At 67.8% G+C, this 26,176-nt stretch carries 30 protein-coding genes; all 30 read right to left on the bottom strand.

Annotated features, from left to right (window positions below; genetic code table 11):
• Positions 1-13 precede the first annotated feature (13 nt).
• On the bottom strand, positions 14-4,372 hold the full coding sequence (locus ACFXKZ_RS02795) for a hypothetical protein (protein WP_379995656.1): 4,359 nt from the start codon (positions 4,370-4,372) through the stop codon (positions 14-16).
• Between the two features lie 369 nt (positions 4,373-4,741).
• Positions 4,742-5,953: a hypothetical protein gene (locus tag ACFXKZ_RS02790; RefSeq protein WP_379995654.1), complete on the bottom strand. Its 1,212-nt coding sequence runs from the start codon at positions 5,951-5,953 to the stop codon at positions 4,742-4,744.
• A gap of 218 nt (positions 5,954-6,171) precedes the next feature.
• Positions 6,172-8,232: an NACHT domain-containing protein gene (locus ACFXKZ_RS02785; RefSeq protein WP_379995652.1), complete on the bottom strand. Its 2,061-nt coding sequence runs from the start codon at positions 8,230-8,232 to the stop codon at positions 6,172-6,174.
• A gap of 239 nt (positions 8,233-8,471) precedes the next feature.
• Entirely contained in the window at positions 8,472-9,464 is a 993-nt protein-coding gene (locus ACFXKZ_RS02780) for a phosphoadenosine phosphosulfate reductase family protein (RefSeq protein WP_379995650.1), read from the bottom strand.
• 125 nt (positions 9,465-9,589) lie between these two features.
• Complete coding sequence (locus tag ACFXKZ_RS02775) at positions 9,590-10,084, bottom strand: XF1762 family protein (protein ID WP_379995648.1); 495 nt, start codon at positions 10,082-10,084, stop codon at positions 9,590-9,592.
• A complete protein-coding gene (locus tag ACFXKZ_RS02770) occupies positions 10,081-11,049 on the bottom strand; it encodes a hypothetical protein (protein ID WP_379995646.1) in 969 nt (322 codons plus the stop codon). Before ACFXKZ_RS02770 ends, ACFXKZ_RS02775 begins: the two co-directional genes overlap by 4 nt.
• 52 nt (positions 11,050-11,101) lie before the next feature.
• Positions 11,102-11,566: a hypothetical protein gene (locus ACFXKZ_RS02765; protein WP_379995644.1), complete on the bottom strand. Its 465-nt coding sequence runs from the start codon at positions 11,564-11,566 to the stop codon at positions 11,102-11,104.
• 263 nt (positions 11,567-11,829) lie between these two features.
• Positions 11,830-12,219 carry a hypothetical protein gene (locus ACFXKZ_RS02760; protein WP_379995642.1) on the bottom strand — a complete coding sequence of 130 codons (390 nt, stop codon included), beginning with the start codon at positions 12,217-12,219 and terminating at the stop codon, positions 11,830-11,832.
• Between the two features lie 94 nt (positions 12,220-12,313).
• Positions 12,314-12,898 (bottom strand): hypothetical protein, encoded by a 585-nt coding sequence (locus ACFXKZ_RS02755; protein ID WP_379995640.1) that lies wholly within the window; start codon positions 12,896-12,898, stop codon positions 12,314-12,316.
• A 43-nt stretch (positions 12,899-12,941) separates the two neighbouring features.
• Positions 12,942-13,703: a DUF6349 family protein gene (locus ACFXKZ_RS02750; RefSeq protein ID WP_379995638.1), complete on the bottom strand. Its 762-nt coding sequence runs from the start codon at positions 13,701-13,703 to the stop codon at positions 12,942-12,944.
• A gap of 17 nt (positions 13,704-13,720) precedes the next feature.
• Positions 13,721-14,314 carry a YgjP-like metallopeptidase domain-containing protein gene (locus ACFXKZ_RS02745; protein ID WP_379995636.1) on the bottom strand — a complete coding sequence of 198 codons (594 nt, stop codon included), beginning with the start codon at positions 14,312-14,314 and terminating at the stop codon, positions 13,721-13,723.
• Positions 14,315-14,361: 47 nt separating this feature from the next.
• Positions 14,362-15,117, bottom strand: a complete 756-nt coding sequence (locus ACFXKZ_RS02740) for an N-6 DNA methylase (protein ID WP_379995634.1) — start codon at positions 15,115-15,117, stop codon at positions 14,362-14,364.
• Positions 15,118-15,450: 333 nt separating this feature from the next.
• Positions 15,451-16,836 carry a DNA cytosine methyltransferase gene (locus ACFXKZ_RS02735; RefSeq protein WP_379995632.1) on the bottom strand — a complete coding sequence of 462 codons (1,386 nt, stop codon included), beginning with the start codon at positions 16,834-16,836 and terminating at the stop codon, positions 15,451-15,453.
• Between the two features lie 67 nt (positions 16,837-16,903).
• Complete coding sequence (locus ACFXKZ_RS02730; RefSeq protein WP_379995631.1) at positions 16,904-17,263, bottom strand: hypothetical protein; 360 nt, start codon at positions 17,261-17,263, stop codon at positions 16,904-16,906.
• 80 nt (positions 17,264-17,343) lie between these two features.
• Complete coding sequence (locus ACFXKZ_RS02725; protein WP_379995629.1) at positions 17,344-17,967, bottom strand: hypothetical protein; 624 nt, start codon at positions 17,965-17,967, stop codon at positions 17,344-17,346.
• A gap of 13 nt (positions 17,968-17,980) precedes the next feature.
• Positions 17,981-18,649: a hypothetical protein gene (locus ACFXKZ_RS02720; protein ID WP_379995627.1), complete on the bottom strand. Its 669-nt coding sequence runs from the start codon at positions 18,647-18,649 to the stop codon at positions 17,981-17,983.
• A 16-nt stretch (positions 18,650-18,665) separates the two neighbouring features.
• Positions 18,666-19,343, bottom strand: a complete 678-nt coding sequence (locus ACFXKZ_RS02715) for a hypothetical protein (RefSeq protein ID WP_379995625.1) — start codon at positions 19,341-19,343, stop codon at positions 18,666-18,668.
• An 18-nt stretch (positions 19,344-19,361) separates the two neighbouring features.
• Positions 19,362-19,622, bottom strand: coding sequence for a hypothetical protein (locus tag ACFXKZ_RS02710; RefSeq protein WP_379995623.1), 261 nt, complete (start codon positions 19,620-19,622; stop codon positions 19,362-19,364).
• Between the two features lie 101 nt (positions 19,623-19,723).
• Positions 19,724-20,035 carry a hypothetical protein gene (locus tag ACFXKZ_RS02705; RefSeq protein ID WP_379995622.1) on the bottom strand — a complete coding sequence of 104 codons (312 nt, stop codon included), beginning with the start codon at positions 20,033-20,035 and terminating at the stop codon, positions 19,724-19,726.
• 108 nt (positions 20,036-20,143) lie between these two features.
• Positions 20,144-20,623: a hypothetical protein gene (locus tag ACFXKZ_RS02700; protein WP_379995620.1), complete on the bottom strand. Its 480-nt coding sequence runs from the start codon at positions 20,621-20,623 to the stop codon at positions 20,144-20,146.
• A gap of 326 nt (positions 20,624-20,949) precedes the next feature.
• Positions 20,950-21,189, bottom strand: a complete 240-nt coding sequence (locus ACFXKZ_RS02695; protein ID WP_379995618.1) for a hypothetical protein — start codon at positions 21,187-21,189, stop codon at positions 20,950-20,952.
• 197 nt (positions 21,190-21,386) lie between these two features.
• Positions 21,387-21,755, bottom strand: a complete 369-nt coding sequence (locus ACFXKZ_RS02690) for a hypothetical protein (protein WP_379995616.1) — start codon at positions 21,753-21,755, stop codon at positions 21,387-21,389.
• Between the two features lie 110 nt (positions 21,756-21,865).
• Entirely contained in the window at positions 21,866-22,174 is a 309-nt protein-coding gene (locus ACFXKZ_RS02685; protein ID WP_379995614.1) for a hypothetical protein, read from the bottom strand.
• 88 nt (positions 22,175-22,262) lie between these two features.
• Positions 22,263-22,856: a hypothetical protein gene (locus tag ACFXKZ_RS02680; protein ID WP_379995612.1), complete on the bottom strand. Its 594-nt coding sequence runs from the start codon at positions 22,854-22,856 to the stop codon at positions 22,263-22,265.
• 26 nt (positions 22,857-22,882) lie between these two features.
• On the bottom strand, positions 22,883-23,248 hold the full coding sequence (locus tag ACFXKZ_RS02675; protein ID WP_379995610.1) for a hypothetical protein: 366 nt from the start codon (positions 23,246-23,248) through the stop codon (positions 22,883-22,885).
• Positions 23,249-23,355: 107 nt separating this feature from the next.
• Positions 23,356-23,850 carry a hypothetical protein gene (locus tag ACFXKZ_RS02670; RefSeq protein WP_379995608.1) on the bottom strand — a complete coding sequence of 165 codons (495 nt, stop codon included), beginning with the start codon at positions 23,848-23,850 and terminating at the stop codon, positions 23,356-23,358.
• Between the two features lie 11 nt (positions 23,851-23,861).
• Positions 23,862-24,647: a hypothetical protein gene (locus ACFXKZ_RS02665; protein ID WP_379995606.1), complete on the bottom strand. Its 786-nt coding sequence runs from the start codon at positions 24,645-24,647 to the stop codon at positions 23,862-23,864.
• Between the two features lie 10 nt (positions 24,648-24,657).
• Positions 24,658-24,882: a hypothetical protein gene (locus tag ACFXKZ_RS02660; RefSeq protein ID WP_379995603.1), complete on the bottom strand. Its 225-nt coding sequence runs from the start codon at positions 24,880-24,882 to the stop codon at positions 24,658-24,660.
• A 64-nt stretch (positions 24,883-24,946) separates the two neighbouring features.
• Complete coding sequence (locus ACFXKZ_RS02655) at positions 24,947-25,384, bottom strand: hypothetical protein (RefSeq protein ID WP_379995600.1); 438 nt, start codon at positions 25,382-25,384, stop codon at positions 24,947-24,949.
• Positions 25,381-26,094: a PP2C family protein-serine/threonine phosphatase gene (locus ACFXKZ_RS02650; RefSeq protein ID WP_379995598.1), complete on the bottom strand. Its 714-nt coding sequence runs from the start codon at positions 26,092-26,094 to the stop codon at positions 25,381-25,383. Before ACFXKZ_RS02650 ends, ACFXKZ_RS02655 begins: the two co-directional genes overlap by 4 nt.
• Positions 26,095-26,176: the final 82 nt, after the last annotated feature.

Genomic DNA, 26,176 nt, shown 5'->3' with positions numbered 1-26,176 from the left:
TGGACTCCTAGGATCACGGGCTCGGCTCTGGGTTTACATTGATGTCTAGAGGGTCGGGTCGCATGAGGAGTACTTCCGGGCCCATGGCGATAAGCACTGCGCCTGTGTGCGTAACATCGAGCCCGAGAACGCTGTCGGGGAAGGTGTAGTGGTCGACCTGCTGTCCGGAACTGAAGTCCCACAGACGCATGGTGCGGTCAGTGCCGCCCGTCAGTATGTACGGGCGGCCTCTCACGCTTGTCTCCACGATGGCGGTCACTTCTCCTTCGTGGCCGATGAGTTCGTGCACTGGCACGCCGTCAAGGGTGTTCACGTGAACGATCGGGTCCTCTCCGCATGTGAGAAGACAGGGCTGCTCTGCGAGGGACGTCAGGAGTACGCGATTTATGCGTCCTTCGAAGGTGACGACGCGTCGGGGCAGTTGCTTCTTCCGAGGTGACGTCACATGAACTTGTCCTGAGTCGTCTACTGCCGCAACGATGAGACCGCCAGGGTAGATCTTGGCACTGAGTGATGTGATGGCGCTCAAGGGCGCGGCCGAAGCACGGAGCGCCTCGTTCGTTTCCTGGCCCCACAGGCTGATGCAGCCTGCATTCCCGCCGAATGCCGCCCGCCATTCGGCGTCCGTGGATGCGTCTGCGATCGCGTAGACCGCGTGGGGCAGCACGATAGATCTCAGCGTTGTGCCGGTGGCCGGGTCCGCGATGACTGCTCCTTTGTCACCACATGCGGCCAGGATCGCTGGCTTTCCCCTCCATTGCATCCATGTCGCGGAATGCACCCATGCGTCGAGCGGCACTCTTCGGGACTCGCCGGATGCGAGATCCCAGACGTGGAGATCCCCGTCGACTCCCGTGGATACACCGAACCCGGCACAGGCCCCCTTGCCCGCGACGACGGATTGGACCTGGCGGGCGTGTCCGCCCAGGCGTCGCTGTGGCGGTGTTCTCACGGGCCGGATCCCACTGATGAGCCTCCAGACCCGGATGGTGCCTCGCGATCCGCTTGTGACTGCCTGGTAGTGGGTCCCACCGGTTCGCAAGGCGACGGCGGTGATGGGGGTGGTGTGGCCCGCAAGCACTTCGGAGATCGCCAGCGTCTCCAAGTCCCAGACTTGTGCCACGCCGTTCGTTCCGACGCCTATGGCGTGCGCGTTTCCGGCGTTCGAGGGCAGGACGATCTTCGTAACGTCGTAACCTGCCGAGTCGATGCGCATCGCCTTGTCGCGTACGGGATCCCATAGGCTCACGTTGCCGAGCACGTCGGCGAGCAGGAGACGTGGCCCCTGGTCTCGGGAGAACGGCGTGACGACGTGAATCGGTGGCGAGGATGATCGACGAGCGTCTGGTTCCGGCGGGTACCGGAAGGCAGAGGTTTTGCTGTTGAGGTCCCAGATCTGGGGAATTCCGTCGATGCTTCCAGAAACGTGTGGTCGACCCTCGACATCTAGGATTCCAAGAGAGAGCACGGGGCCCTTCCCTACTTGGAGCGTCGAGATGAGTCCACCGCTTGTCGAGTCCCACGTGCGGAGCACGCCGCGGGCTCCGCTGACGATGACCGTACCGTCGAGGGTTGCCGTGAGCGAGCGAATGCTGTCCGGGTGAGCCTGCCATCGACGGACGAGGTTGCCGTTGGTGAGATCCCAGAGCCGCAATTGGCCGTCGGCACATCCTGTAATTGCGTGCGGTCGATTGTCGAGGGTGTATGTGGCCACGCAGGTAACGGCGCCCGGGTGCAGCTCGAGGTCGAGGGCGGTCTCCCCTGTTTCGAGGAGCCACAATCGAACTGTTCCGTTCTCCGAGGCGCTGAGGACATGCGTTTTCCCCCGAGTTTCGACGATAGCCAGGGAGGTCACGCCATCGTGGCCGGTCAGCGTGGCGTCCAGACCCCTGGACAGCGGACGGCCTGCTGCCCAGACGATCGACCAGAGCGTGGGTCCGCTAAGGGCAGCGGACAGGGTCAAGGCGTCGTATCGTGCGGCGTCCACGGCGAGAACCTGGCGACGCTGAACGGTAGAACCGGCATGGTGTGCACCGTAACTGGCGCGATAGACGGCGGCTCCTATGGGCATCTGCCCCCCGTAGCGGAGGGTGCTCGCAAGTTTCTCTGGATCGGCGTGCACTAGGTACTCCGCGTCGCCAAGCACGTCGTCGAGCGCCAAGGCGTCTCGCGCATGCCGCGCGGCGTGGCGCAAAAGATACGGTTCCGTTGTCGCCCATTCCCGACGGCCGTGTGCATCCCGTGCGACCGAGTCGAGGAGTGTGCTCCACAGAAGCTGCTGACCGGATCTGGGATCCGGTACGCGCGGAACAGCGGACCGTGCCTTCAGCGCGTCCGCCAAGCCTTGGTGGAACAGTCGGTACAGCGGGCTGCCGTCCGTGTCGACGTTTCGCCTGAGGAAGAACCGGGCTTCTTGGAACACGTCCCGGATTTCCTGAATCGAGGGGGTGTCCACGTTGTTCTCGGGGAAGATACGGAAGGCGCGAGCCGCGATCTGAGTGATTCGTTCGGGCATGCCCTCGCCGTGGCCGTGGGCGAGAGCCGTAAGCGTTGGCAGGAACCAGGGATTTCGACTGTTGGTCAACTCCAGGTCCAGGACCGCACTCAGGGTGCGTGGGACCTGTGCGGCGATGTCGTGGACGGCCTGCGTGCCGGCGGGTACCTGCCGCGAATTGATGACGTGCCGTATGTAGAGTCGCGCTACCAGGAACTCGCCCCATTCCTGGGGAAGAGGCGTCTCCTCGCTCGCGGGGCCGTAAACGAGTGCTGAAGCCACGCTCGTGGCCAGCAACCGCGAGTGTGACCAGTTCTCGTGGCTGCTGAATGCTGGTTCCGCGTCCAGCAGGCTCTGGATGTAGGCCGTCAAGTCGACGATCAACGTCGCCCGCGGGACGGCGTCCAAGTCGACGATCTCGCCGTGATCCGCTGCCAGGGCGAGCAGTGCTGACAGCGCCGCTTCCTTGCGGCTGCCGACCATCACTCGGCAAATCGGAGAGCCATCTGGGCGATGTGACGACAACAGAGGTGCCACGAGTGATTCGATCAGTTCGGAGGGAGCGTCGGCTTCATCGAGAGCGTCGAGGATGAGTGTCGGCGCCGACGCCCGCAGCGCGACTTGCTGTGCCAAAGTTCGGCCGGTCCACGGCTGTGCGGGTTCGGGAGGTACAAGGTCCCATTGGCGCCCGAGAGCCGCAGCGATCTCGGGCAGGGATCTCTGGCGCGCGTGCACGACGGCGAGGTCTCTCGACACCGGCGGCACGCTAGTTCCGAGAGTCGCCCAGATCGTTTGGGTCCGGGAGCGAAGTGCGGGGTGGGCAGCGCACACGAGGACACCGAGCAGGGCGGACTTGCCAGCCCCGGGCTTTCCGGTCACGACCAGGAGGTTCGGTCCCTCACCCGCGGTCCAGCGCGACAGCCGCTCGGCCTCGGTTTGACGCCCGCGAAAATGCCCGACTGTCCTGGATGGTTGGTCCCCTGTGAAGTCGGCACCACTGCCGCGCCCGACGAAGTGCCGCTCGTCGGCGATTTCGTCGAGAACCAGTCGGGCGTTGGGAGACTCGTCGAGCAGTGAGACCAGGCTGACGTCCACTTCATGGCGCAGAGATCGACGGTCGTTCCGAAAGCGCGGATTGCAGAAGAATTTCAGGTCGGACAGATCCGAGCCGACTGGCGCCAGGGGCGCCGTGATCTCCTGGGGTACGCCAGCGTCCGCAGCCCGCGCGGCCACCGAGGTGGCAACCTCACGGCAGAACCTCTCGAACGGGATGTACTCGAAAGCCGAGTCCAGGGCCAACGTCCCGTCGTGGAAGCCCTCCAGGACTTCGATCACGGACTGACTAAGCCAGCCGTTGTAGGAGGGTTCGAATGGTTGACAGGCGCCGATGACCCACGCCCGCCGCCGCTGGGTTTGCAAGAGTTGTTGCCACGGCACCCGGGCGGGACCTCCGGCGTAGCAAAGGTCCAGAAGGAAGAGCACTGTGGGGGCGGCATCTGCGGATGCGTCCTCCACATGGGCCAGCCAGTGTTCGATGCTTCTTTCGGTACGGACACCGTCTTCACCCACTACGTAAAGGAATCCGCTCGAGCCCCCTACTTCTCCGTGGGCGAGGACATGCACAATGGCGAAGCCCGGCCCGTCTCGCAGTACCGCGAACACGGCGGTCTCCAGCGCCCGTGCGGTGGGCGTCGAGGCGAGATCCTCCGGCGGGCCGGAGTAGTTGTAGACATCGCGCAGAAGGTCTCGGACTCGCTGTGCATACTCGGATGCGTAGTCGAGACGCGGCAACGCATCGGGCGCCTCGTCGGTGAGAGCCTGCGATTTGCCCTCCACTCCGACTACCAACGCCTGCCGCGTGTCGGACCGTTCGAGCACGCCCTCACCCTTTCGCCGGGAGATCACCCTATGCTGCTCGATCAACCGTCATTACGTGGTTGGCCTCCTTCACGAGCACTTCGCGCTCAACCCGGCGTGGATGTCCGATCCGGATGGCAGGAACGCGGTTTTCCCGGGCTTCAGGCCTTGCCGGACTCACCTCGAGGGTGGGTCATCCTGAGGCATACCGAAGGTCGCGGATTAGACCGACTTGGATCGGTTCGTCGTGAAGTGGGGCGAGAGGTGGGGCTTACGCGTCGGGAGTTGGCGCACGGGCTACCGGGCCTCGGCGGAAGTGTTTTGGAGTAACCGCCCCTGGGCGAAGGGCAGGGTCGGCGAAGGCGAAGCGGGGCGCATCGCAGGCTGGGCTCACGCTGGCTGGTCTTCTGCCCTTTCGGCGCGGACTTTCCACCAGTTCAGCAGGGTGCCGCGGGTGAGGTAAGTGTAGATGTGCAGATGCATTGGCAGATCCTCGGCGGTCCACCTGTTGCGGCCTGAGTGGGATGCGATTCCACCAGGGCGCTCCGGCGCGACCGACTCGTTGATCGCCATGCTGTGAAATGGGGCTCCGTACATCGGCCAGGGAAAAGGAGTGCCTTCGTGCAACCGGCGAGAACGGTAGTTATAGATCAGCTCGGCTGCCTGGGCCAGGCCTTCCGGCGACCAGTCAACGCGCAGGTGTTCCGAAGGGCGCTTCAGCGGAGGACCGGGAGCGTAGACCTCCACGAGCTTGAGGTAACGAGCGGTTGTGTTGCCCAGGCTTGCCAGTTCCTTGGCGACGCGGCGTAGGAGGACTTCGTCACCTGTCTCCTCGATGAGCCGCTTCACTTTGCGTTTCCACATGCCGAGGAGTTCGATTTTGTCGATGCCGGTAATTTGCTCGCGCACAGCGGCGGCTTCCAGTGCGGACACCAGCCAGAGCCAGGCGGTTTCGGGGTCGTCGTCTGCGATCCATAGTGCATCTCGGTAGTTGCGGGCGGCCCGTACCAGGGTCAGCGCGTCGCCTGCGGGCAGACGTCTGTAGCGGTCAAACCAGTCCTTGAGCTCGGTCAGGCACACCTCGCGCTCGGCGTAACCAGGAAGCACCAATGAGGTTGAGTTCGAGGTGATCGTCCACGGCGGCGGCCGATGGTCGTACTCGATCGGTTGGCCGAGCGGATCACCATCGGGCAGGAACTGTCGGGTCGCCCCCGTCGATCGAAGGCGGATGCCCAGGGCGAGCGAGGCCAGTACGGCGACCTCGTCGTGCTCGGCGAGCCCGAGCCATTCCTCAGCCTGGGTTTCGAGCTGGCCGAGGTCGGTCCCCACGGAGTAGGGCGCTGTGTCGGAGTCGGGATGGACGTCGAGGCGAAGAACGATTCCGGGTGCCATGCGAGGGTCTCTCACGTCGTGCGCAAGTGTGTTGATGAACTCGAACGGCCCGATCGAGACGCTGTATTCAGTCACATAGGCATCGGTGTAGAGCGGATACTCGTAGCGTGCGGCGCGTGACACGCCTGCCTCTCGGCGCTGCCACGACTGCCAACTGAGCGGCGCCCAGTGCCTGCACTCGTCGGCGCCCTCGCCTGGCTTGTCGGTCATTGTGCCTCGCTCTTCATGACCACCCGGAGTTCCTCGCCCAGCGTTGCACCATCGGAAGGCCGGGAGCACGGGGTTTTCCCGCCTGGCGGTGGGGCTGTCGTCGGTCGTGTCAAAATCCCACCGTATGGTTGGATTGTCGCTCCTCCTTCGATGACGTCACTGCCGTTCTCGTCGGGGGAAATCTGCGTACGGCTCAACGCTGGCAGCCGAGTCATTCCTCATGGGGTCGGATTGCGGGCAAGCCAGTCCTGGAGTTCACGGTGTCGGAATTGATACGCGATACCTGTGACCCGCAGAAGGCCGATGTCCGTCGCCTCGTCCAGGAATGCGCCCAGTCGCCTTGGCAAGCGTCCACGCGCGCACCACAAGAGGACCCCGTATCGGAGGGCAAGCATCGGACCCAGGCTCGTCATCCCCAGCACGATCACGACGGTAACTGCTTGGACGCTCGCCGCCTCGCGGCCAAATCCGGGCGCGAAGCTGAGGAAGACCACGAGCCCGAACGAAGGAGCGAACGCAAGCGCGCGACTGATCCGAACCTTGGCGTCTCTTGCGATCACCTGATGCGGGTGGGTGGCGCCCGTGGTTCCGGACGCTGCAAGGCCGCGGCCGAGCCCGACCACGATGGCGAATCCCAGACCGATGATCACACCGACGGCTGGTCCAACCGGCATACCGAGCGTTGGGGTGGCCATCAGGCCGGAGAACGTCGCGCTGCCCAATCCAAAGGCAATCGCCCAGAGTGTCCCCGTTCGTACATCGTCGGTCCAAGAACCCGAATGGCGGCGTCTGAGCACCACCGGCTGCTCCGGTACAGGCCAAGCGATGTCCGGGACGCCGACGAGAAGCACGATGAGCAGCCCACACAGGACGGCGGCGTTCGTGATCGAAGAAACCGCGGATACGGCAAGTCCTCCGGTCGCCGTGGCCACGAGGCCTACGCCTTTAATCAACCGGTTGGCGTATCTGGGGACGCGGCTTCCACCGGCGAGGGGCCACAGTTCGTGCAGGACCAACTCGGTACCCGAAAGAGTGCGTCCCTCGACTACTCGTGCACTGGTGGTGTTCTCGTCGAGGTACGCCGCGAGGACCGCCAAGCGCGTGTGCGTCTGTTCAGGAGTCGATCGCGCCCGGCGGCCGTCAACTCCGCGCGTGGCAGCGGGAATGAACAGGGCCAGGAGATGATCGCGTACCGCTTCCGAGGTGTTCAAGGTCGGCGCGAGCAGGTTGCGCGGCTCCCGTAGGTACGCATGGTGGTCCCGCTCTTCGTATGCGGTCACGGCCAGGGTCAGCCGCCAAGGGGTCGACATGGCTCGGGACAGCGCGCTGCTCGGTGAGGTTTCGAGATGGGTCAGGACGGTTCGCCAGCGGCCGATGTCTCGGACTCGGCGGGTGAGGAAGTCCCGCGCCTGGGCGACGGTGACGGGGCGGATTTCAACGCGGGCGGCGTCCAGCACGCGGTCTCCGAAGGTGCTCAGGGCGGCGTACCGGTCGGCGCGGCAGGTCAGAATGATCGGCGCCTTGGTCTCGCGTTGCTGATAGTCGTTCAGGGCTTCGATCGCGGCCCGGGCCCGCGCGCCGAGGGTGGTGGCATCGCTGTCCATCTCGTCGAGTCCGTCCAAGACGGGCAGTACGTGTCGGGCGGCGACCAGGCGACGCGCGGCTTCGGGCCGTACGCGATACGTGGCTGTGAGGTGTCCGGTCACCCAGGTCTCAAGCGGGATTCGAGTGTCCCAGGATGCGAGTGGAAGTCGGACCGGTACGGGCCGGTCCGGTGTGCGCTCCCCCAGAATCGCAAGGAGCAGCCGCACCGCGAGGACCGTCTTGCCCGCTCCCGGGGCCCCGGTGATCACAAGCCTTCGGGGAGTCAAGGCCTTGTAGTAGGAGGCGACCTCGATCAATGTGCCGTCCGGACCGGCCCCGGTGGCGTCTCTCGGGCCAGCGGGATGGAAGACGAATCGCACGTCGACCGAGGCGTCGTCACCGGCGAGGAGGTCCTTCCACTGCCTGCGCTCCGTCTGTTCCACCGCATCGGCCAACTCGCGCAACAGGCGCAGAGGTTCGCCTTCCGCGAGCAGAGTCGCGCGCCTCCCGTACACCAGCGAGGCGGCGCCCAGGACAGCGGACAAAACCGCGATCGGGAAGCCCACGACGCCAGCCAATGATGCCTTGTCTCCGACCTTGGCTTCCCCCGCTGTCACCCACCACACCAACACCACTGCGGCAGCGCACAGCAGGCACCATCCCACGTTCGTCCAGCGGCCGTTCGTCTCCCCCATGTCGTGCATGATCTCGCGGCACGACCATGGAAACACCGGAAATCGATACCTCGGGCTCCCGAGAGCGCCACCGACCACTCGGAGTAACCTGCGGCTGATGGTGTGGAGCGCGGGCGGGGCTCAGGGCTGGGCTCGAAGTGTGCGGCGATAGCGACGACTTCGGGGCGCCGTCCGGCGGTGTCGATCATAGGGTTTGCCTCCCACGAGTTGACCCCCGCTCGTACCTGATCGTGGTTGGGCTATCGGCGGGCTGCCAAGGCGTGGGTGGTGAGCGACGGCGCTTCGAAGAGGGCGCCTCTTTCGGTTTCCTCCTCGTTCGCGTCCGGGTTCTGAGCCAACTCGACGATGTGTGCCATCGGGAGACCGTGTTTGAAGTCGTGACCGATCTCCGCTTCGACTGCCGCGTACTGGGCTGCCGTTTCGGGATCGCGCCGTGCCGAGGCCACGAGGTCGGACTTGGTCATGAGGGGGCACAGGCGGGAGCTGTGTCGGCGTAGTCCCAGGCCGTCGCGTGCGCCGGGGGTGGAGTCGTAGACCGGACTGTATGGAACGTTCGAGGTGTGGATGTCCGACCAGATGTCGGCCAGTCGCCAGGTGTGGACAGGTAGCCAAAGATCGACGTGCCTGCGGCGTTTGTTGGTCAGGCGCGGGTCGCGCCGGTAGGACGGTTTGGCCGCCCGTTCCGGTCCCTCTTCGGCGCGCATACCCATGATGATCAATACCGGGACCGGGCCCGGATAGGTGCGTCCGGGGTCGTACCAGTTGACGAGTTTGGTGACCAAGGGGGCTGACGCGTCGCGCTTCATTGCCGATGTGCAGTAACGGTTGGTGGCGTCGGGCCAGGCGCCGCGACGCCGGACCAGCGTCAGCAGTCCTTCCCGTACACGACTGCCGTCCGCCGTCGTGATGGTGCGAGCTACGACGTGGAAGCGTTCTCCGGGGACTGCGGCCGCTGCGGCCTGTGCGCGGGCGAGGTCGACGCTCCCTTCCCATTCGGCCTCGCCGAGGTCGGCGTGGACGACGTGCAGGCGATCGAGACGTCCGCTGGCGCGTGCCCGGTCGGCGACTACCCGAAGGGCGGTCTGTCCGTCCTTGCCGCCCGACAGGAAAGCGATGATCAGCGCGTACTTGGTGACGTCGGGAACGTCGCCCTCGGTGATGGTGTGAGCGGCCTCAGCGCGAACGCGGTCGCGGCGGGCGCGCGTTGCTGCTTCCCGTTGCGCCTTGGACATCGGGCGGGGCTGTTCGTGTGTGCCGACGGGTGGGAAACCGTCGTGTTCGAGTAGGTCTTCCTGGCCTGGCCCGGGGTCGGCGTGTCTTCGGGTGTGCCCGGTCCAGCCGTGTCGAAGACGTGTGCTCACGGGGCCTCCCACAACGTCCGTTGGCACTGGACTTCGGGGACTGTGCGAGGGCGTGAGGGGCGGTTCCATCCGCGGTGCGCGGGGCGTTGTGCCACGACGCGCCAGGCTGCGCCGCGCAGGCTGGCGCCGCTCTCGCCGGTTTGGGTGTAGGTGATCAGGCGTGTGTAGCCCATGGCTTTGGCCGCGCGCCAGGCCGCCGCGTGCAGCATCGACGTCGCGTTGGGGGTGCCGTCGCTGGCTGTCCGGGTGAGTTCGAGGGTGGTGCCGTTGTCCAGGTGCCTGGCGACGGGGCGTCCGACGATGGCCACGGCGCGCAGGATTCCGTTGTTGTCACCGGCGCCGATGGCGAAGATCATCCCTGGTGGTGGGCCGTGATGGCGATGCCAGGTGGTGACGAATTCGGTGGCCTGGCGGAATCGCACCGGCACCAGGTGCAGTCCCTTTGGCTGGTGGGGTGGCGCTGTTTCCGCCGGTGTGGGCGGGTCGTTCATGCTTTTCTGTCCCTCGGTGTGTCTGTGGTGTGTTTGGTGTCCGCGACGTTCGGGTTCGTCGGGTTGCGGAAGTCCAGCGGCAGGCTGGTCTGGTGCGGGTGACGCAGTGCGTCCAGGACGTGCTCGCGCCAGGCGAGGGCGTAGCGGATGCAGTTGTTGCATGGTCCGGGGTGGGTGCAGTCGGGTAGGCGCAGGCGGGCGCCTTTCGACCAGGCGTAGCTGTCGACGCTGCGCAGGTGTGGTCCGTACAGGTGGAGGCCGGTGGTTTTGACGCCGAAGCCGTGGAGGCGGTCGATGCCGGCCGCGCGGACGGCGGCGACGATTGCGGCGATCTCTGCGGTGCCCTGGCGTGCGCATACGGAGCCCAGGCCGACGAGGGGCGCTCGGGTGAGGTCGACGCCTGCGCGGGCGTATTGGTGGATGTGGTCGAGGTAGTCGTGCAGGCGGTGACCTTGGAGGATCGGCATCCACGGGACGCCGGTGTGTTCGTTGTTCAGGTGTACGTAGGCGCCGGTGGTGAGGGCTTGGTGGATGGGTACGTCGAGGTCCGTGCCTACGTAGTGGTGGCCGCGGTGCAGGCCGCCGTGGATGATCCAGGGTTCGCACATCCAGTCGGGTATGGCGACTGCGGTGGGTGGATGGCCGAGTCCGTCGATGAGCCGGTAGACGGTTGCGGCGTATTCCTCCACGAACATGGTCCATCCGCCGTGGTCGCGGAGCATGGTGTAGGCGCCCGAGTCGAGGAGGTAGGGCGCTTTGGCCCGCGGGAGGCGGTCTCCGCAGCGGAGGAGGGCGGACACGGACACGCAGGTGGGTACGTCCACCCGGGGCATTGCCGAGGGCGGTATCCCCAGGTAGAAGGTCATCCGGCGGGCGGGGTCGGGGTGTTCGCTGCGGCGGGGCCAGGGTGTTGCGGATGAGGATCCGTCGGCCAGGCCCGCGGCCTTGGTCGGGGCGGTGGGCACGTGGGGGTCTCCGAGGTGCTGAAGGCCGCAGGCGTGGCTCGTCGGGTCGGGATCAGGGCGTGGGGACGGGGTGTTCGGTGGATTTGAGTGCCTTGAAGATGTGGCCGACGGCGGTGCTGCTCCACGGGCCGTAGAAGTAGAAGACTCCGGCGTCACGGGGTTCGTCGGAGTCGTCGGCGCGGAGTTCGACGACTCGGACGCCTCCGTTGTCCGGGGAGATGTAGGCGAGGTGGCCGGTGGGCGAGGTCTCGGGCAGGGTCGTGTGCATGGCCGCGATGCGGCCGATCTCGGTGATGTCGAGAGGGTCGACTACCGGGTCGCCGTTCTCGTGGCGGGTTCGGGTGGAGATGCGGTTGACGACTTCCCGAAGGACGCGTGTGACTGTAGCTGCCTTGGCGAAGTGCTTTTGAAGGTTGATGCCGCACACGAAGTCCACCTCGAAGTCGGGGGTTTCGCGGGGCGGCTGGACCCACATCGACACCTCGAACGCCGCGTCGAAGGTGGGTACGAGGTACACGAGGCAGTGTTCCTTCGTCACGCCGGTGGGGGACGGGACGGGAACGAGGAATGTGTCCCTGCCGTGGATCGTGGCTCTCAGAGTGCGTGTGACCTCCGGCCAGGGGGTTGCGTCGACGCGCCATTTCACGGGGTGCATGGATTTCCTCTCGGGGTGGGTGAAGCATGAGCGGGGGTGGGGGGATGCTTCGACGTCGCGATGTCGCCGCGACGTCGGCGGGTCACCTCGGCCTGGTTCGGCCATGGGTTCTCGTGAGTCGGGGGTCAGGTCTCGTCGGCGGCGGTCGTGGGGGGTTCGGGTTCCCGACGCGGCAGAACGGTCTTGGCGGGGCCGGGGGTGAAGTGGAGATCCCTCTCGAACCAGCCGATGCCGCGTGTGGCGCGGAACTGCTCGATCTCGGGCAGGCTGAAGTCGCCCCAGTCGCCGTGGGAGGGGTCGCGGTGGCCGATCATTCCCCAGCCGTAGGCGAGCCCGGTGGTGGGATCGAACGCGGCGACGTAGACGTCGCTGTTCGGGGCGAAGTAGTGCAGGTGGATGGTGACTTCGTCGGGGTGGAGGTCTTCGTACTGCGGGATGGTGGCGAGTTCGTGGGCTGGCGGGTAGAAGGTGTGGCCGCGTAGGGCGTCGTTGACGGGTGCCGGGTACGTCGTCATCGGGGTCCTTTGTGGGGCCGAGGCGCGGGGTATCGCGCCTCGGCGAGGAGACGTGGGGTGCTTGTGGTCGGGGTGTCGGCGGAGCCCGGCTGTGTCAGGCGTGTGCGGGCAGCGCGCGGCCGATCTTCACGAATCGGTCGACGACCGGTCGGGCGTCCTGAAGGGTCCAGGGGCCGAGGAAGACGCAGATGAGTTTGTCGTCGGGGTGGCTGGGGGTGCAGGGGATGACGGTGACGGTGTCGGGCTCGAAGTAGACGTGGAGGGGTGTCCCCGGTTGGGGCTCGCGGGTTGCCCCGGCGGACACCTGGGCGAGGTAGTCGCTTTGGAGGGCTTCGGCGGTGAAGTTCGCCCCGGTTCGGTAGTCGTCGGGGTTGCTGCTGGGTGTGCAGTTCGTGACGAGGGCTTCGAGGGCCAGGACCGCCGTGCCGGCGTCGGTGAAGCGTCCGCTGAGGGCGAGGACGGCGATGAGTTGGTTGGTGGCGCGGTCGCTTCCGGGGGCGTGGATGTAGATCCTCAGGGGGAGGGCGCCGAGAGAGGGAGCGATGCGAATGGGCGCGGGTCCGCGGTCGGTGTCGTGGCCGGCGCGGATCGCGGAGGTCGTTTCCCGTCGGTGTGCCTGTTCGAGGGCGTCGAGGAAGGAGATCGGGTGGTCTTCGTTGAGTTTCACACCGCTTTGCATGATTCGATTCTAGCGTCTTTTGACGCTAGAATCAATCATCGTTTCAGCGTCGGCCATCCTCCTGGAGAGACAGTTGCAGGGCCTGCGGCGCTGGCTCCTCCTCCCGCCGGACCGCCACCATGTACCCGCCGCCCGGTGCTCGACCGAACCGGTGCCTCGACTCGATCGGATCGCACCACGTCCGTACGGGCCCCTGGCGATCGAACCAGCCGGGGGGATGCGTGGCGTCGAGGTGACTGCGCCACGCGCGGGCCGCCGACGACGATCGCGGCCACTCCACGATCGGGAGGTCGCGCCAGCCCGCATGCGTGTGATCGAGCGCATCCTCGACGGCATCGTTGTACGAGGTGCGATCCGGCCCTTCGAACGCGCACCCCGTGCACGCACCGCGTCGCAGCATGCGCCACTTCCCCGGCCCGGGACTCGGATACCCGGGGGTGTGCTCGTCCCACGGCATCTCCAGGACCGCGGGACGGTGTCCCGGCGGCGGGGTCTCCCGGGCCAGGTGCTCCTGTCCCGTGGCCAGGCTCCACAGGTATCGCGAGGCGGGCTCGTTGCGGTGCGCGAGATAGTGGCGGTGTCGGGCCAGTGCACCGCGAGCCCCGGCGTCGGAGGTGGGGACGTCGGCCAACGTCCCTCGCCAGATCGTCTTCGACGCCTCCGCCAGGCGGGCCTTGCGGTGGCGCCACGACGGCAAGGCCACGTCCATGCGCGTCTGCCAGGCACGCCCGTGATCGGGCCCGGGGGGCTGGGTGGCGTGGACGAGTTCGTGCACGAGGACGTACTCGACCAGGTCCTCAGGCACCTGGAAGAGGGTCCAGTTCAGGGTGATATGCGGTGGGTGTTCTCGTAGATTCCCCAGCAGCACTTCCCCAGGTCCGCGACTGCGTAGGACGGCGGGCTGTGCTGGAGTCCCAGGAGACGGGTCCACGGCTTGGCGCGCTTGATCGTCCACGTCAGTCCGTCGCGTCGGTACGCGGCGATGATCGCCGAGGCGGGCTTCGGCGGATCCGGGGGGACGAGGAACGAACCGCCTCGGAACGTCGCGGGGAACGAGCTGCCGATGTTCGTGGGGCGCAGCGGGTGAGGTCTGCCGAGCCAGTCGAACGTCTCGCCGGAGATGCCTCGACGGATCGGCGGGGAGATGGGGGTCTGCGTCCGCATGTGGGTGACGGTGCGGGTGATCCACGTGCGTTCGCGTCGGACGAGTTCCGCTGCGTCGTCCGGGGAGATTCCGGGCGGAAGGTCGACGTGTACGGTGTTGCCGGCGCCAGGTTCTATTTTGATGCCGACGCGGGTTCTGCGTCGGTGGTTGACGGTGACCTCCCAGCGAAAGGGCTCGCCCAGGTCGAGGCGGTCCAGCCGCGCCGCGACGTCGGCGAGGTGTTCGGCTTCGGTGGTGGTGTGCGGAGACATCGGAGACGCCTTTCCGTGGTGGTGGTTCGCTGCACGTCGGCGGGCGGTCACGCCGGCCCGGTGTTGGCCAGGTCGACGAGTTGCCGAACTCCGGCGAGGACGCGGGAGATGGTCACTTTGCCGATCGTGGTCTGGTGGTGGGCCCGGATCGCGTCGCGTTCGCGGTGGAAGCGTTGCTCGATGTCCGGTTCGGCGACCTCGTCGCCGTGCATGATCAGGACGTCGCCACCCAGACCCCACAGTGCGGCGTTCACGGCGCACGTGGCGGCGGCAACGGGGTCCAGTTCGGTGCCGCGCCACCGGTAGTTCGCCGGGTCGCCTCCGAGGGCGCGGATTCGCGACGCCGCTGCGCAGAACATGATTCCGCTGCCGACCGCCGGCTCGCGGAACGGCGTTCCGGGAGGGGGTAGTTCGCTGAGCATGCCGTGGACTATGGCGTCGGCCAGGGGCAGCGGGGTGTGGAACGCGCCGAGCCCGTCACGGCCGGACGGCGACCGCAGTATTTCCAGGAGCGCGCCGAGGATGTCGCTGCGCTGTCGCCGGTCGCGGTCTCCGGTGAGTTTGATCAGGCCGTGGCGCAGCGCGGCGTCGGCGGTGGCGCGCATCGCGCCGTCGCGTGTGGGTTCGGCGGGTTCGTCGAGCCATGCGTGGAGAGGCCGGGCCCAGTGTGCAAGGTGCGGGTGGGCCATCCACAGCCAGGCCCACATGTGCTTCTGATAGTCGCGGAGTTCGTCGGCGTTCTGGGCGGCGATCGCGGCGGCGAGTTCGTCCGCGTCTAGTTCGCCCGGTTCCGCGAACGTCAAGGCGGCGGTGATGCCGAGAGGTACAGCGAGGTCGTGTCCGCCGTGGTGGCTGTGCCAGGCGTGGGAGATGCGTTCCGCGATGCGAGCGGCTTCCCGATGGTCGTCGCCTGATTGTGCGGCGGCGTCTGGTAGTTGCGGTTTCGGCGGCTGTCCGGGCTGTTGCGGTGGGATTCTCCGATGTCGGTCGGTGGTGATTGTCGAGGAGGGTCCGGGGACTGCGAACAGGCCGGGTTGGTGCGGGTCGGTGGGCATCGGGATCTCCCGTGTTGCCGCGGGCGCGGGGCGGCTCGGACATGCGGGGCCGCCCCACCCGGGGTGCGTGGTATCGGGGGTTCAGGCGGCGAGGTCGTAGGTCTCGCCGGTGAGTGCTTCCACGAGACAGCTCACGAGGATTTCGGCGGTGCACGGCGTGACGGCGTTGCCGAGCATTCGCACTCGCGCCCGGTGAATGCCTTGCAGGGTGTAGGTGGCGTCGAAGCCCATGGCGCGACGAATCTCGTCGGCGGTGAGCATGCGGTAGAGGCATGCGTCGATGTCGATCGGGCGTCCGGGCGGGGGGATCAGCAGTCCGTTGCGGTCGACGGTGGTGACGGTGCCCGTGGGGTTGCGCACCGAATGGGCTTTCCCGGTGCGGTAGTAGGGGATCAGCAGGGCTTCGCTCTCGCTGGCGGTGCGAGTGCGCATGGGCAGCGCGACGGGCCGGGCGGTGTCCTGCCAGCTGCCGCCGGAGGGGACGAGGATGGCGTGTTCGGGGCCCTCGGCGACGCGCGCGTCGTCGGTGTCGGACCCGTCGAGGGTCGCCGCCGGGTGGTGGTGGGAACCGGTGCCGGCGAGTCCGGCGTGGATGCGGGCGAGGGTGCGGGCGGTGAGCGGTTGTGGGCGGTCGCCGATGGGTGTGCCCAAGTTGTTCCAGTCGATGGCTTCCGCCGCGGCCAGTGCCCATGGTGCGAGGGGGCGGCTGCATCCGGGCCGAGGGCAGGTGTACACGTACTGCTGGAGGTACCGGCCCCACGGGCGCTGGGGGTTCTTCTTCCACGTTTGGACGGCGTGGACGCGCCCGTGGTCGGGGCAGATCGCATCCGGGCGCAGCCACTTTTCCCACAGCGGTCGTGAGACGGGCCGTCGGCCGCCGTCCCGGAGGGTGAGGCTTCCACGTCGCCAGTAGGCGATGTATATGCGGTCGCGGGATTGGGGTGCGTGCAGGGAGCGGGCGGAGCGGGCGAACATGCTGTTGAGGTAGATGATCTCGTAGTCGTAGCCGAGGTCGGTCAGGGCTTGGAGCCATGCTCCGAACAGCAGACCCCGGGCCACTTGGACCACGTTCTCGGTGACGCCTCCCCACACGGGGCGGCCTCGGTAGATCATTGCTTCGAGGTATCGCGGAACGTCCCACATGGTGGCGCGGCTGCGCTCCGCGGCCTCGTCCGGCAACTTCTCGCCGAAGAGGTCGAGTTGTGCCGATTCCGCGCGTGCTCCGGAAGCGTTGCTCCAGCGCGTGCACTCGGGCGAGGCCCACAGGAGATCGGTGCGCGGATACGCCTTGAAGTCCGCTTTCGCGATGTCCTCGCAACGGTGGAGGGCGTCGGGGAAGTTGCTGCGGTGGACGGCCACCGCGAGGTCCCAGTGGTTGGCTGCGACGGCGACTCGTACGCCCGGAACGTGGCGGATGCCTTGGGAGCTTCCTCCGGCTCCGGCGAAGAGGTCGGTGACGGTGATCATGGGGTGCTTTCCGGGTCGGCGGACGGCGCCCGGAGCGGGTGGCCTCGGGCGCCGTCGGGGGGGCGGGCTACAGGGGCCGGAGGTTGGAGCGCAGCGCGTCGATGGCGTAGCTCTCCTGGCCGGGTCGGGGGCCGAAACGCCGGCCCATGGCGCGGAGAGCGGCCACCGACGGCGGGTCGAGTTCGACGGTCAGGCGGCCGTTGGCGTTGATGGCCCTGATCGTGCCGCGCATGCCGGTGAGATACCTGGGCGACACCCGGGTACCGAACGCGACCTGCGAACCGACGCCGAGGGTGTTCTGGGCTTCCTGCTCCAAGGCGTGCCGGCGGAGGCTGATCACCGATTCCAGGATGGTGAGTTCGCGTTCGTCGGTGAGCTTTTCGATGTGGGCGCGAAGGTCGTCGAAGCCCAAGGGCGGTGAGGTCATGGCGTACTCCGTGCGTTGGAGGCGTGCGGCATCGCGCCGCGGCCCGCGTGGATCGGGCGAGGCGATGTGCGTGTCGGGTGTCAGGGCAGTTCGACGATGACGGCGGTGGCCGCCGTTCGGACCCAGGTTTGACTGTTGTGGACCAGCCGCGCGGTGGCGTCAACGGGGCTGTCGCACGTCAGGACGTTCGCGAGGAGTTCGGCCGTGGCTGCGTGGACGGCGTTGCCGTTGCACAGGAGGAGCCGGGTCCCGGTCGTCAAGCGCAGGGTTCGCGCGTGGACCTCCGGCGGTCCGGCGAGTTGGAGCGGCGCCTTCGTGGTCGCATCGACCGTCGCGTGGTCTCGCGGTTCGCCGTCGTTGCCGAGCGCGTACGCGTGGCACGCTCCCGCCCACGCGACACGGACGGCTCCCCCCGGACTGAGACGGGCGGACACGATGGACGATTGCGCCGCCTCCTCCGGACCGAGCTGCCCGAGAGCGAACACCAGGTCGGCTTCGGGTGGATCGGAGGCCCGGGCACCTGTGGTCACGAGGTCCACGAGTGTCCCGGGACGTGGGCCCTCGGCGACGGCCGCGACGGACAACGAGAACTCGACGCGGGTGATGGCGTGGGCACTTTGTGGGGCTCCGACCGTGGGTGAGAAAACTTCGGCCGTGGCGTGGGACGGGAGGCGGAAGGAGCGCCCCGGGGACATGTACGTCATGAGTGGATGCTCCTCACTGGCTGCGGGACGTGGATGTCGTCGCCAGCTCCAGGAGGAGACCGGCGGCCGGGCGGGAACCTTCGACCTGGCTGGCATGGGCCAGGCGCACCAGCGCCGACTCGTAGTCGTCGTCGCAGAGGAGATGGGCCGCGACGTCGGAGTCGACGTCGGTCAGGCCGGGGCTGGAGAGGAGGATCCGGCAACCCGGGAGGGTTTCGATGTCGAGGGTGTCGATGCGTCCGCCGTCGAGGGCCAGATGCGAGGTGTAGGCGCGGCAGGTCGAATCGCCGGCGGCGGTGTGATCCTCGGTGAGGGAGATGAGCTGGGCGTCGTTGCCCAGGAGGTGGGCACGGCAGTCCCCGACCCACGCGAGCCGCACGTGTATGCCGTTGACGAGCACGACGACGAGGCTGACGGGAGTGGCGAGACCGAACTCGACGGCCGACGCGCGGGCATCGCGGAGTGCCTTTTCGGGGCCCTCGGCGAGGGCCTTGCGGGCGGTGTCGTCGGCCAGGTCCGCGCTCAGTTTCGTTCCGCGCGGGTATTCGGTGACGACCATCGCGACGTCGCCGGTCCGGTAGTCGGTTTCGACGGCCCACCATGCCTGGCGCGGTGCGTTGCGGGGGTCGATGTGAACGGTGGCGTAGGGGCCGGCCGGTGCGCTTCTGGCTGTTGCGTACATGGTGGTGTGACCTTCCTCAGGTTGGGTCGAGATCGAGGGCGTACTGCCCGATGGCGTGGTCTTGGGTGTGGTGGTGGTTTCGGACGATCAGTGCCGGCGCGGTATCCGCAGGGGGTGTGACGGGGCCGGCCGCGATGAGGTCGGCTTGGATGCGTGCGGCGGCGCGCTGTTCGGCGAGCTGGTGGGCGATGCGGTCGGCTTCGGCGGTGAGTTCGCGAATCTTGGTGTTGTGATCGCGAAGATGGGTGGGCGCGCGTTGGTGGCGGTGGGCGCGGTGGAGATCGAGGTGCCACGGCTGGTTCCGCCAGTGGTCGACCAGGCCGCGGAGGATGTCCGCGAGGTGTCGCCGTGACGCGTCGGATATCTCCTCGGCGCGGGCTTCGGCAATGCTGCGCTGGGCGTGGAGCCAGTGCGAGCCGTCGGTCATCTTGTCGGGGTTGATGACGGAGTATGCGACGAGCGTGGTGCCGAACAGGTTGGGGGCTTGGTCCCGGGGGGCGTAGAACCTCCAGTCCTGGTGTGGGCCGGTGCCGTAGTGGACGACGAGGGTGTTGTGGTCGTCGGGTGCGGCGTACTGGTACCAGGTGAGGACGAAGGCGCCCATACGGTCGACGTGGTAGGTCGTGGCGCCACTGGTCCAGTCGTTGATGTAGGTGATGGTGAGGCGCCGGCCGTTGGGGGTGACGATCTGCACGTGGCCTCCGGTCTGTCCTCATGTGCAGGTGTGGCACCTGCCCGGGTTCTGGATGTCGTCGTGGCGGGCGGGCCCCCAGCAGGGCAGTCCGGATCGGTAGCCGTCGCAGGCCCTGCGCACGCCGTGTTCGGTGTCGTAGCGCAGGATGCGGGTCCGGCCCGATTGCGGTTCATGGACGGCGACGAGGGTCGTGTCCGGTTCGCGGTCCGGCCGGGTGGGCCAGGTGATCACCTCGAGGCGGTACCTTCCGTCCCAGGTGTCGCGCACCGCTGTTGCCAAGCGGAGAAGGTGTTCGGCGGAAGCGTGCATATGGGTCCTTTCGTCGCCGCCCCCGGAGCACCGAGGGGTGGTCCGGGCCGCGATCGCGCGGCGGATGCGGCTCAGTCGGGGGCCCAGCCGAAGAGGAGCCACCGGGCGGCGCCCGACGGGGTTCGCGTCATGGGCAGGGCGCCGGCGGGTCCCCATTTGTCGGAGATGCGGCGGTCGTTGGTGTCGATGAGCTCCTTGGCGCGCCGCAGGGCTTGGCCCTCGGTGCGAGGCTCCTCGTCGATGGGGACGTACTCCCTCTTCTCGGCAAGAGTTCCCGTGTACCCGCCGTGGCCGTACGCGTGACGGGCCTGTTCGACGGCGTCGTCGAACGCGGTGTCCAGGTCGGTGCCGGCGGCTACTTCGTAGAAGTCCTGTGCGCCCACGGTTCTCGCCTTTCTGTTTCGGGCTGTTCGGGGAGGCATGAGGGCTTCTTCGTTGATTTCCCACCACCTCGATGCTTTAATTCTAGCGTCTATTGACGCTAGAATCAATCATAGATTCGTGCGGTACTCCGCATGAATGGCCCGGAATCGCGGACACGTCGGAATGTGAAAAGGCTTCGCGGCGCGCAACGGGCTCTCGTCGCGCACGGGCTCCCCCGTTGCGGGGGTACTCAGCGCATCGCCCAGGTCCGCGAGCCTCTTGACCCGCGGACCGGGCACTTCCTTCGGGCACCCGCGGCACTCGACGGCCACGTGGACGACGTCCGGCCGCAGGACCCAGAAGCGAAGCTCGTCGACGAGGTCGCGGTCACGGTCCTGTACGACCAGGAGCGTGGCGTACTCCCGCGCCTGATCGATGGTGACGCGTCGGATGTCGATGGCGAGCAGGGTGGCGACCGCGCGGCGGGCCAGGATGTCCGTTCGATAGTCGTTGTGCTGGTGTGCGATCTTCTCGTCGCGGGCAATGCGGGCGCGTTGCGCCCGCACCGCGATGGACTCGTCGATCTCGTCGGTGAACTCGGTGGGCACGGCACTCCTTCGCTTGACGACGACCGGACACCGCTCACGGACTCGTGGTTCTCGTGAGCGGGCCGGCTTCCGGCGGTCCCGCCGCCGGGGGGTGACGGCGGGACCGCTGGGAGTCGGCCCGCCCGGACCGGGCCGGGCAACGCCGAGCCGTGCTCCGGGAGACGCGCCGCGGTCGAGGGATCGTCGCCGGGGCGCGTCGTGGTTCGGCTCGCGTGACGTCCTGCAGGGGAGCGCGCCGTGGTCGGCGGCCGAAGCCGACTGCGAGTGACCCCGCCGGGGGGGCGAGGCGGGGTCACCCGCGGCCGGCTCCGACCGTCGGCAGGCTCCTACAGTCGACCGGAGATCGACAGCGCGCCGACTATGGCGCGCAGCAGTACGAGTCGGTTTTCGAGTTCGTGGGTGTGGTCGGAGAGTTCACTCAACCCGCGTCGTGAGAGGACGTCCGTGCGCACGTCGATCAGGAGCGATCCGAGATCGTCGTAGGGAAGCTTGCGCAGTGCTCGGGTGTCGGGGAAGTCGATCGCGTCTGCGTGGGAGAGCGCGGCCGTGCCGTCGATGACGCTCATGATGAGGCCGTCGAGGCCGGCGCACCCCACGCATTTGTCCGGAGGGAGGTGCGGGATGCGCTTGGCCGGCAGGGTTGCGCCGCATGCGCAGGTCGTGCGGTTTTGGACGAGGAGGAGCATGACGGAGCCTTCCGTTGTTTGCGGGAGGTTCGTGGTCCCCGCCGCATGTGCGCGGCAGGGACCACGGGGCTGGGCGGCTAGCCCTTGATCCAGCGGTTGTAGGCGAGGAGCGCGGTGCAGAGCTCCGTGCGGGCGGCTTCGCGAAGCGCCGCCTGGGAGTCGACGCTGACGCTGAACGAGCGGTCGGGAACGGCCACCCCGTGCGCGACGGCGTGCCATGTGTCGAGCAGCAGCCCGACTGCGGCGTCGAGGCCGTCGAGCAGGCAACGGTCTGCCTGGTCGAGGCGACCGGCGGCAGCAGCGACGAGGGCGGCGAACGCGTGCTCCGCGCTTCCCGGTTCGTGGTGGTGGAGGAGCTGGGAGGGAAACTTGCCGGTGTCTTCGAGCACCATGCGTGCGCCGAGAGTGGTCGTGATGCTCGTGGTGCTCGTGACGGTGCCGGCCATTTGGGGTCCCCTTTTGTTTGATTTGCCGCCTTCTTCGTGATTCTAGTCTAGCGTCAATTGACGCTAGAAGCCATCATTTTCTTCGTGGGGGACGCCGAATTTTCCTGGTCTCAGGCGTGAGTCCACCCCACGAGAACCCAGGCTCGACGCCCCGTGATCGACTCGGAGACCGGGACCGCTCCGGCCGGATGCCACACCGTGACGATCCTGTCGTCGTCCGCGTCGAGAAGCGCCACAGCGCGGTCGATCGCCTCGTCCAGCGGGCGGGCGGGTTCGTCGATCAGGACGTACTCGTGCTTGTCCGCCATTGTCCCTGCCGGATGTTCGTCGTCCGGGTGTCCGCGGCGCGCCTCTTCGAGCGCGGTTCCCCAGGCATCCTCCAGGTCCCGGCCCGTAGCGACGACAACGAAGTACGTCACGGGCGCGCACGTACCCTGGCGGTGCGGCCGGGTCGCCCGCGCGCACCAGGGAGCGTGGCGCTGCGACCGGGCATCAGCCGACGCTTCCTCACGCGTCATCGACTGCGGCGCAGGAGTTGGTGGCCAGGCATTCCACGAGGTGGGCGACGGCACGGTCCACTCCGCCGCGGCCGAACACAGCGGGTCCGAAGCCGAGTTCGAGGGCCGGTCCGTGCATCACGCGCGGAAGGTGCAGTCGGACGGTCGGGCCCGCCGGGCACACGCGGACCGGACCGAAGGCCACTTCGACCGGACTCCGCGTGCCGGAGACGGTGATGTCCTTTCTGCCAGGGTTTTCGTTCCGCAGTATCCGCCCGGCGGCGTGCACAGCGTCAGCCGGCACGACGGGCGGGCCCGAGTGCATCGAACCGAGGAAGCCGACGGCGCGGGCGACTTCGACGGCCAGGACGGTGCAGACTCCGGGGCCGATCATGCTTGCGCGCAGGAGCAGGCGTCCGCCGTGGGGTGACCGGATGCGCATGTCCAGGATTTCGCGGTCCTGCCACGGGTCCAGGTGGACCCGATGCGGTCCGATGTCGACCTCCCGCGGTTGCGACGTGGTGGCGGCGTCGAGCAGGTCGAGCAGGTGGTGGAGTGTGCGGTCGGCCACTTGGTGGGGCGTGCCGCAGATTCCGTTGTGCACGAGACCTCCGGGATGGTGGGCGTGGGTCATGGGCGAGTCGGGGTCCGCCGGGCGGCCACACGGCGGTAGCCACGGCTGACGACGAGGGGTTTTCGGCCGGGCTCGTCGCCCGTCATACGTCCGACGGCGGCGAGCAGCGCCGCGGTATCGGGCCCGTCGAACGCGGTGGTCGGGTCGGTTCGCGCGCAGAGAAGCCACGTCGACACCGACTCGCGGTCGAGAGGCATGCGACCGTCCGGAGTCGTGATGCGGAGGGCGTATTCGGATATTGCGATGCCGTCGCCTGCCTGGTCGCTGATCGGGTCCGCATGCAGTCCGGCGTCGCGCAAAGCCACGATCAGGTCGGCGTAGACGGCGCCGATGACGGCGGCATCGTTGGCGTTCGGTGGCACGTGGATCCTTCCGTTCGTCGTCGGGGATGCGGGGCCGACCCGCTCGAAGGCGGGCCGGGCTTCGATCTCGCCGCATCCGATCCAACGCCTATTGACGCTAGAGTCCATCATCGTTCGCTGCGGCGTCCCACTCGCTCGCGTCGACTCCTCACCTGGGTCGTCCACGGCGGCGACATCTGGTCGTCGGCTCCGGGGTCGGTGTCGATCGCCTCGGGACCGGGGAGTTCGTGAGCCCATGAACCACCGGCTCTCACGATCGACCGCACCTCGAACCAGGAGCGACCGTTGTCCTGCCCGACCTGGATCGCGTCGAGGCACCGCCACGCGGCCGCGGTGTAGCGGCGGCGGAGGGGGGTCCGGGATCGGGCGAGACCGGGAGGCGCCCACTTGCCACGACGGGCGCCGTTGCCGTCCACCTCCAGAAGTTCGAGCGGGGTGGCCCCGAGGGCGAAGAGGATGCGGGCCGCCAGAGAGGACGGCCGTCCTCTCTCCATGTGCGGGGGTCGGAAGCCCTGTCCTCGACGTACGGAGGCCGCCTCCGGCTCGCACTCGATGAGTCGGTCCAGTGCACGCGCGATGTCCTGCGCGGTGTAGAGGTCCATCGATTCCTCCGTCAGTTCGAGGTCGTCCAGAGGTGGGATCGGCCGGTGATCCGCCGCAGGGCGTCGACGGCGATGTCGTTCGACGGCGAATCGCCGAGACATGCGTGTACGCCGGTTCGGAGCTCCCGGTGCACGATGGCGTCGAGGGCCTGCGCGCGGCGCGCGTGGGCCATGGCGCGGTAAAAGTCCTCGAGGGCGACGCCGTCGCCTTCGAGGGCGAGGGCGAGGGCTTCCTCTTCCGCCGGCGTGGGGTCCTCGCGGTACAGGGCCACCGCCTCGTCGATACGGGCCTTGGCGCTTCCTCCGGTCCGGGGATGCGCCCGGTACAGGAGGTCACGGGCGGATGCGCGCGATCGTGCGCACCGTCGTCGGTCCCGACGGGCGAGGTGGATCAGATGATCCTCGGCGGCTCGGGCAATCAGGTATCGGAGGATCTGGGCGTCGTATCCCCAAACCCGAAGGTTCCGCGTGCGGCTGGTGACGAGGGTGAGGTCGACGTCCGGGGTGGCGCAGTCGGCGGCATCCGAACACAGCTCGATTGCGGAGAACGCGGCCTTGAGCAGGGTGAGTTCGACATCGCCTTCGGTTCGGCCCGTCTGCGTCTCCCACTCGCGGATGGGGCGACCGAGTGAGGCATCGAGGATGCCGAGTGCTGTCGTGACGTCGAAGCCGGAGTCGCAGATGCGCTCCAGCGCGGTGGCGATCGATCGGAGGGAGGGTTGCCATCCCCATCCGACGAGGTAGTCGGCGGTCAGCATCAGGTCGACCGCCGGAGTGGAGAGTGCGGGGTGTCTCATGGGTCGCTCCCTACGTGGTCGGGGCACAGGCCCTGGCGAGGCGCAGCGCGCCCGCGGTGGCGTGGAGTTCGGCAACTCGGGCGTCCATGCGCGCCAGGTGGTCGGCGAGCGGGATTCGGTGCGCGCGGGCCCGCCGGGCGCCGAGGACGAGGGCCGCCGTGGCCGCGAGTACGCGCCGGTCGTGATCGGGCAGGAGTTCGGCCAGTCGTCGGAGGGTGTGCGTGTAGGGGGTCATCGGGTCGGGCTCCTTCGTCGTCCACTTCCCTGATGATTGATTCTAGCGTCATTTGACGCTAGAATCAATCATCGATTTCGATGATGACCTCCTTGCGGGCGGACTCCTCGCGCCGAGCCTTCAGCACGGCCTTCCGCTCACGCTGCACCTGCAGACAGGAGGGACACGGCACCTCTCCGCGCTCCTGGTGGCCTGCACGCCCGTCGAGCGTGCCGCAGGACCGCGCCTTGGTCGTGGGAAAGTCGATCAACGCGAGCTGCCGACTCTCGACGGCCTTGCCGTTGATCCAGATCGCCCCGGCGCACACCCCGTCGAACCAGTTGCCGGCGGGGCGCACCGCCTCGGCACACAACACGACGAAGGCGCATTCGTCACACACGCTCAACAGCGGCGTGCACTGGGCAAGCAGCGCCTCCCCGTTCCCCCAAGCCCCCTCGACGGGTGCGAACTCCTCCCACCGACCGGCGCACGGAGCCCGAGGCGCCCATTCGAGCATCGTCACTCGCCGCTCCGGACCGGGTCCCAGACGATCGCGGTGGCGTTGTCCGCCGGCCGTCCGTTCTCGGCGGCGCAGGACACGGCGGCGCTGACGAGTGCGGCAGCCGCGGTCGCTGGATCGCCCTGCCGCAGGATCCAGGCGATGTCGCCCTCGTCCAGCACCTTGTGCACGCCGTCGCTGCACAGCAGCACGCGGTGCACCCGGTCGATCGGAAGCTCGGTCTCCTCGATGTCGCCCCAGCCCACGGTGCGCAGGACGACGTGCTCGTCACCCGGGCCGGGCACCCTTCCCCGGTCCCGGGCCTGCTGCGCCACGGTGTGCTCCCGGGTGGCCGTTTCGAGCGTGCCGTGCTCGTCGAGCCAGTACAGGGCGCTGTCGCCAGCCCAGGCCGTGCTCAGAGTGTCTCCGGTCGCCAGGAAGGCGACGACGACCCCGTCCTCCCTGTTCAGTTCGGCGTCACACGCGATGCGGGTGGCCCGGATGGCGGCCGCGGGCGACTCCTCCAGGATTCGGGTCGCGATGTGGTCGGCGATGAAACGCATGAGTCGTGCGATGTCGTTTTCGTCGCCGATGCCGTCGACGACGACGGCGGCCCATCGGGAGCCGTCCCCCGCGATCGCGTAGGCGTCGCATTGCACGGTTCTGGTGCCCTGGTGCTGCGCGACGCCGAACGGCGCGGCGGGAAAGGCTGTGGCGGGAACGACGGTGGTCATGGTTTTCCTTCCGGGGCCGCCGCCGCTTGCGCGGCGGCGGGCTGTCGTGTCGACGGAGGAACCTTCGGGTGCGCCGTGGGTC

This window comes from Embleya sp. NPDC059237 (genome assembly GCF_042754105.1).
Taxonomy (GTDB): Bacteria; Actinomycetota; Actinomycetes; order Streptomycetales; family Streptomycetaceae; genus Embleya.
The sequence above is the reverse complement of the archived record's forward strand: the minus strand, read 5'-3'. Positions and strand labels throughout refer to the sequence as shown.

What these genes read in the sequence shown, in the direction of transcription:
- ACFXKZ_RS02790 (WP_379995654.1), bottom strand. Translation starts at nt 5,953, where the DNA reads ATGACCGACAAGCCAGGCGAGGGCGCCGACGAGTGCAGGCACTGGGCG.
- ACFXKZ_RS02785 (WP_379995652.1), bottom strand. Translation starts at nt 8,232, where the DNA reads ATGGGGGAGACGAACGGCCGCTGGACGAACGTGGGATGGTGCCTGCTG.
- ACFXKZ_RS02780 (WP_379995650.1), bottom strand. Translation starts at nt 9,464, where the DNA reads ATGTCCAAGGCGCAACGGGAAGCAGCAACGCGCGCCCGCCGCGACCGC.
- ACFXKZ_RS02775 (WP_379995648.1), bottom strand. Translation starts at nt 10,084, where the DNA reads ATGAACGACCCGCCCACACCGGCGGAAACAGCGCCACCCCACCAGCCA.
- ACFXKZ_RS02760 (WP_379995642.1), bottom strand. Translation starts at nt 12,219, where the DNA reads ATGACGACGTACCCGGCACCCGTCAACGACGCCCTACGCGGCCACACC.
- ACFXKZ_RS02755 (WP_379995640.1), bottom strand. Translation starts at nt 12,898, where the DNA reads ATGCAAAGCGGTGTGAAACTCAACGAAGACCACCCGATCTCCTTCCTC.
- ACFXKZ_RS02745 (WP_379995636.1), bottom strand. Translation starts at nt 14,314, where the DNA reads ATGTCTCCGCACACCACCACCGAAGCCGAACACCTCGCCGACGTCGCG.
- ACFXKZ_RS02735 (WP_379995632.1), bottom strand. Translation starts at nt 16,836, where the DNA reads ATGATCACCGTCACCGACCTCTTCGCCGGAGCCGGAGGAAGCTCCCAA.
- ACFXKZ_RS02730 (WP_379995631.1), bottom strand. Translation starts at nt 17,263, where the DNA reads ATGACCTCACCGCCCTTGGGCTTCGACGACCTTCGCGCCCACATCGAA.
- ACFXKZ_RS02725 (WP_379995629.1), bottom strand. Translation starts at nt 17,967, where the DNA reads ATGACGTACATGTCCCCGGGGCGCTCCTTCCGCCTCCCGTCCCACGCC.
- ACFXKZ_RS02720 (WP_379995627.1), bottom strand. Translation starts at nt 18,649, where the DNA reads ATGTACGCAACAGCCAGAAGCGCACCGGCCGGCCCCTACGCCACCGTT.
- ACFXKZ_RS02695 (WP_379995618.1), bottom strand. Translation starts at nt 21,189, where the DNA reads ATGAGCGTCATCGACGGCACGGCCGCGCTCTCCCACGCAGACGCGATC.
- ACFXKZ_RS02690 (WP_379995616.1), bottom strand. Translation starts at nt 21,755, where the DNA reads ATGGCCGGCACCGTCACGAGCACCACGAGCATCACGACCACTCTCGGC.
- ACFXKZ_RS02670 (WP_379995608.1), bottom strand. Translation starts at nt 23,850, where the DNA reads ATGGACCTCTACACCGCGCAGGACATCGCGCGTGCACTGGACCGACTC.
- ACFXKZ_RS02665 (WP_379995606.1), bottom strand. Translation starts at nt 24,647, where the DNA reads ATGAGACACCCCGCACTCTCCACTCCGGCGGTCGACCTGATGCTGACC.
- ACFXKZ_RS02660 (WP_379995603.1), bottom strand. Translation starts at nt 24,882, where the DNA reads ATGACCCCCTACACGCACACCCTCCGACGACTGGCCGAACTCCTGCCC.
- ACFXKZ_RS02650 (WP_379995598.1), bottom strand. Translation starts at nt 26,094, where the DNA reads ATGACCACCGTCGTTCCCGCCACAGCCTTTCCCGCCGCGCCGTTCGGC.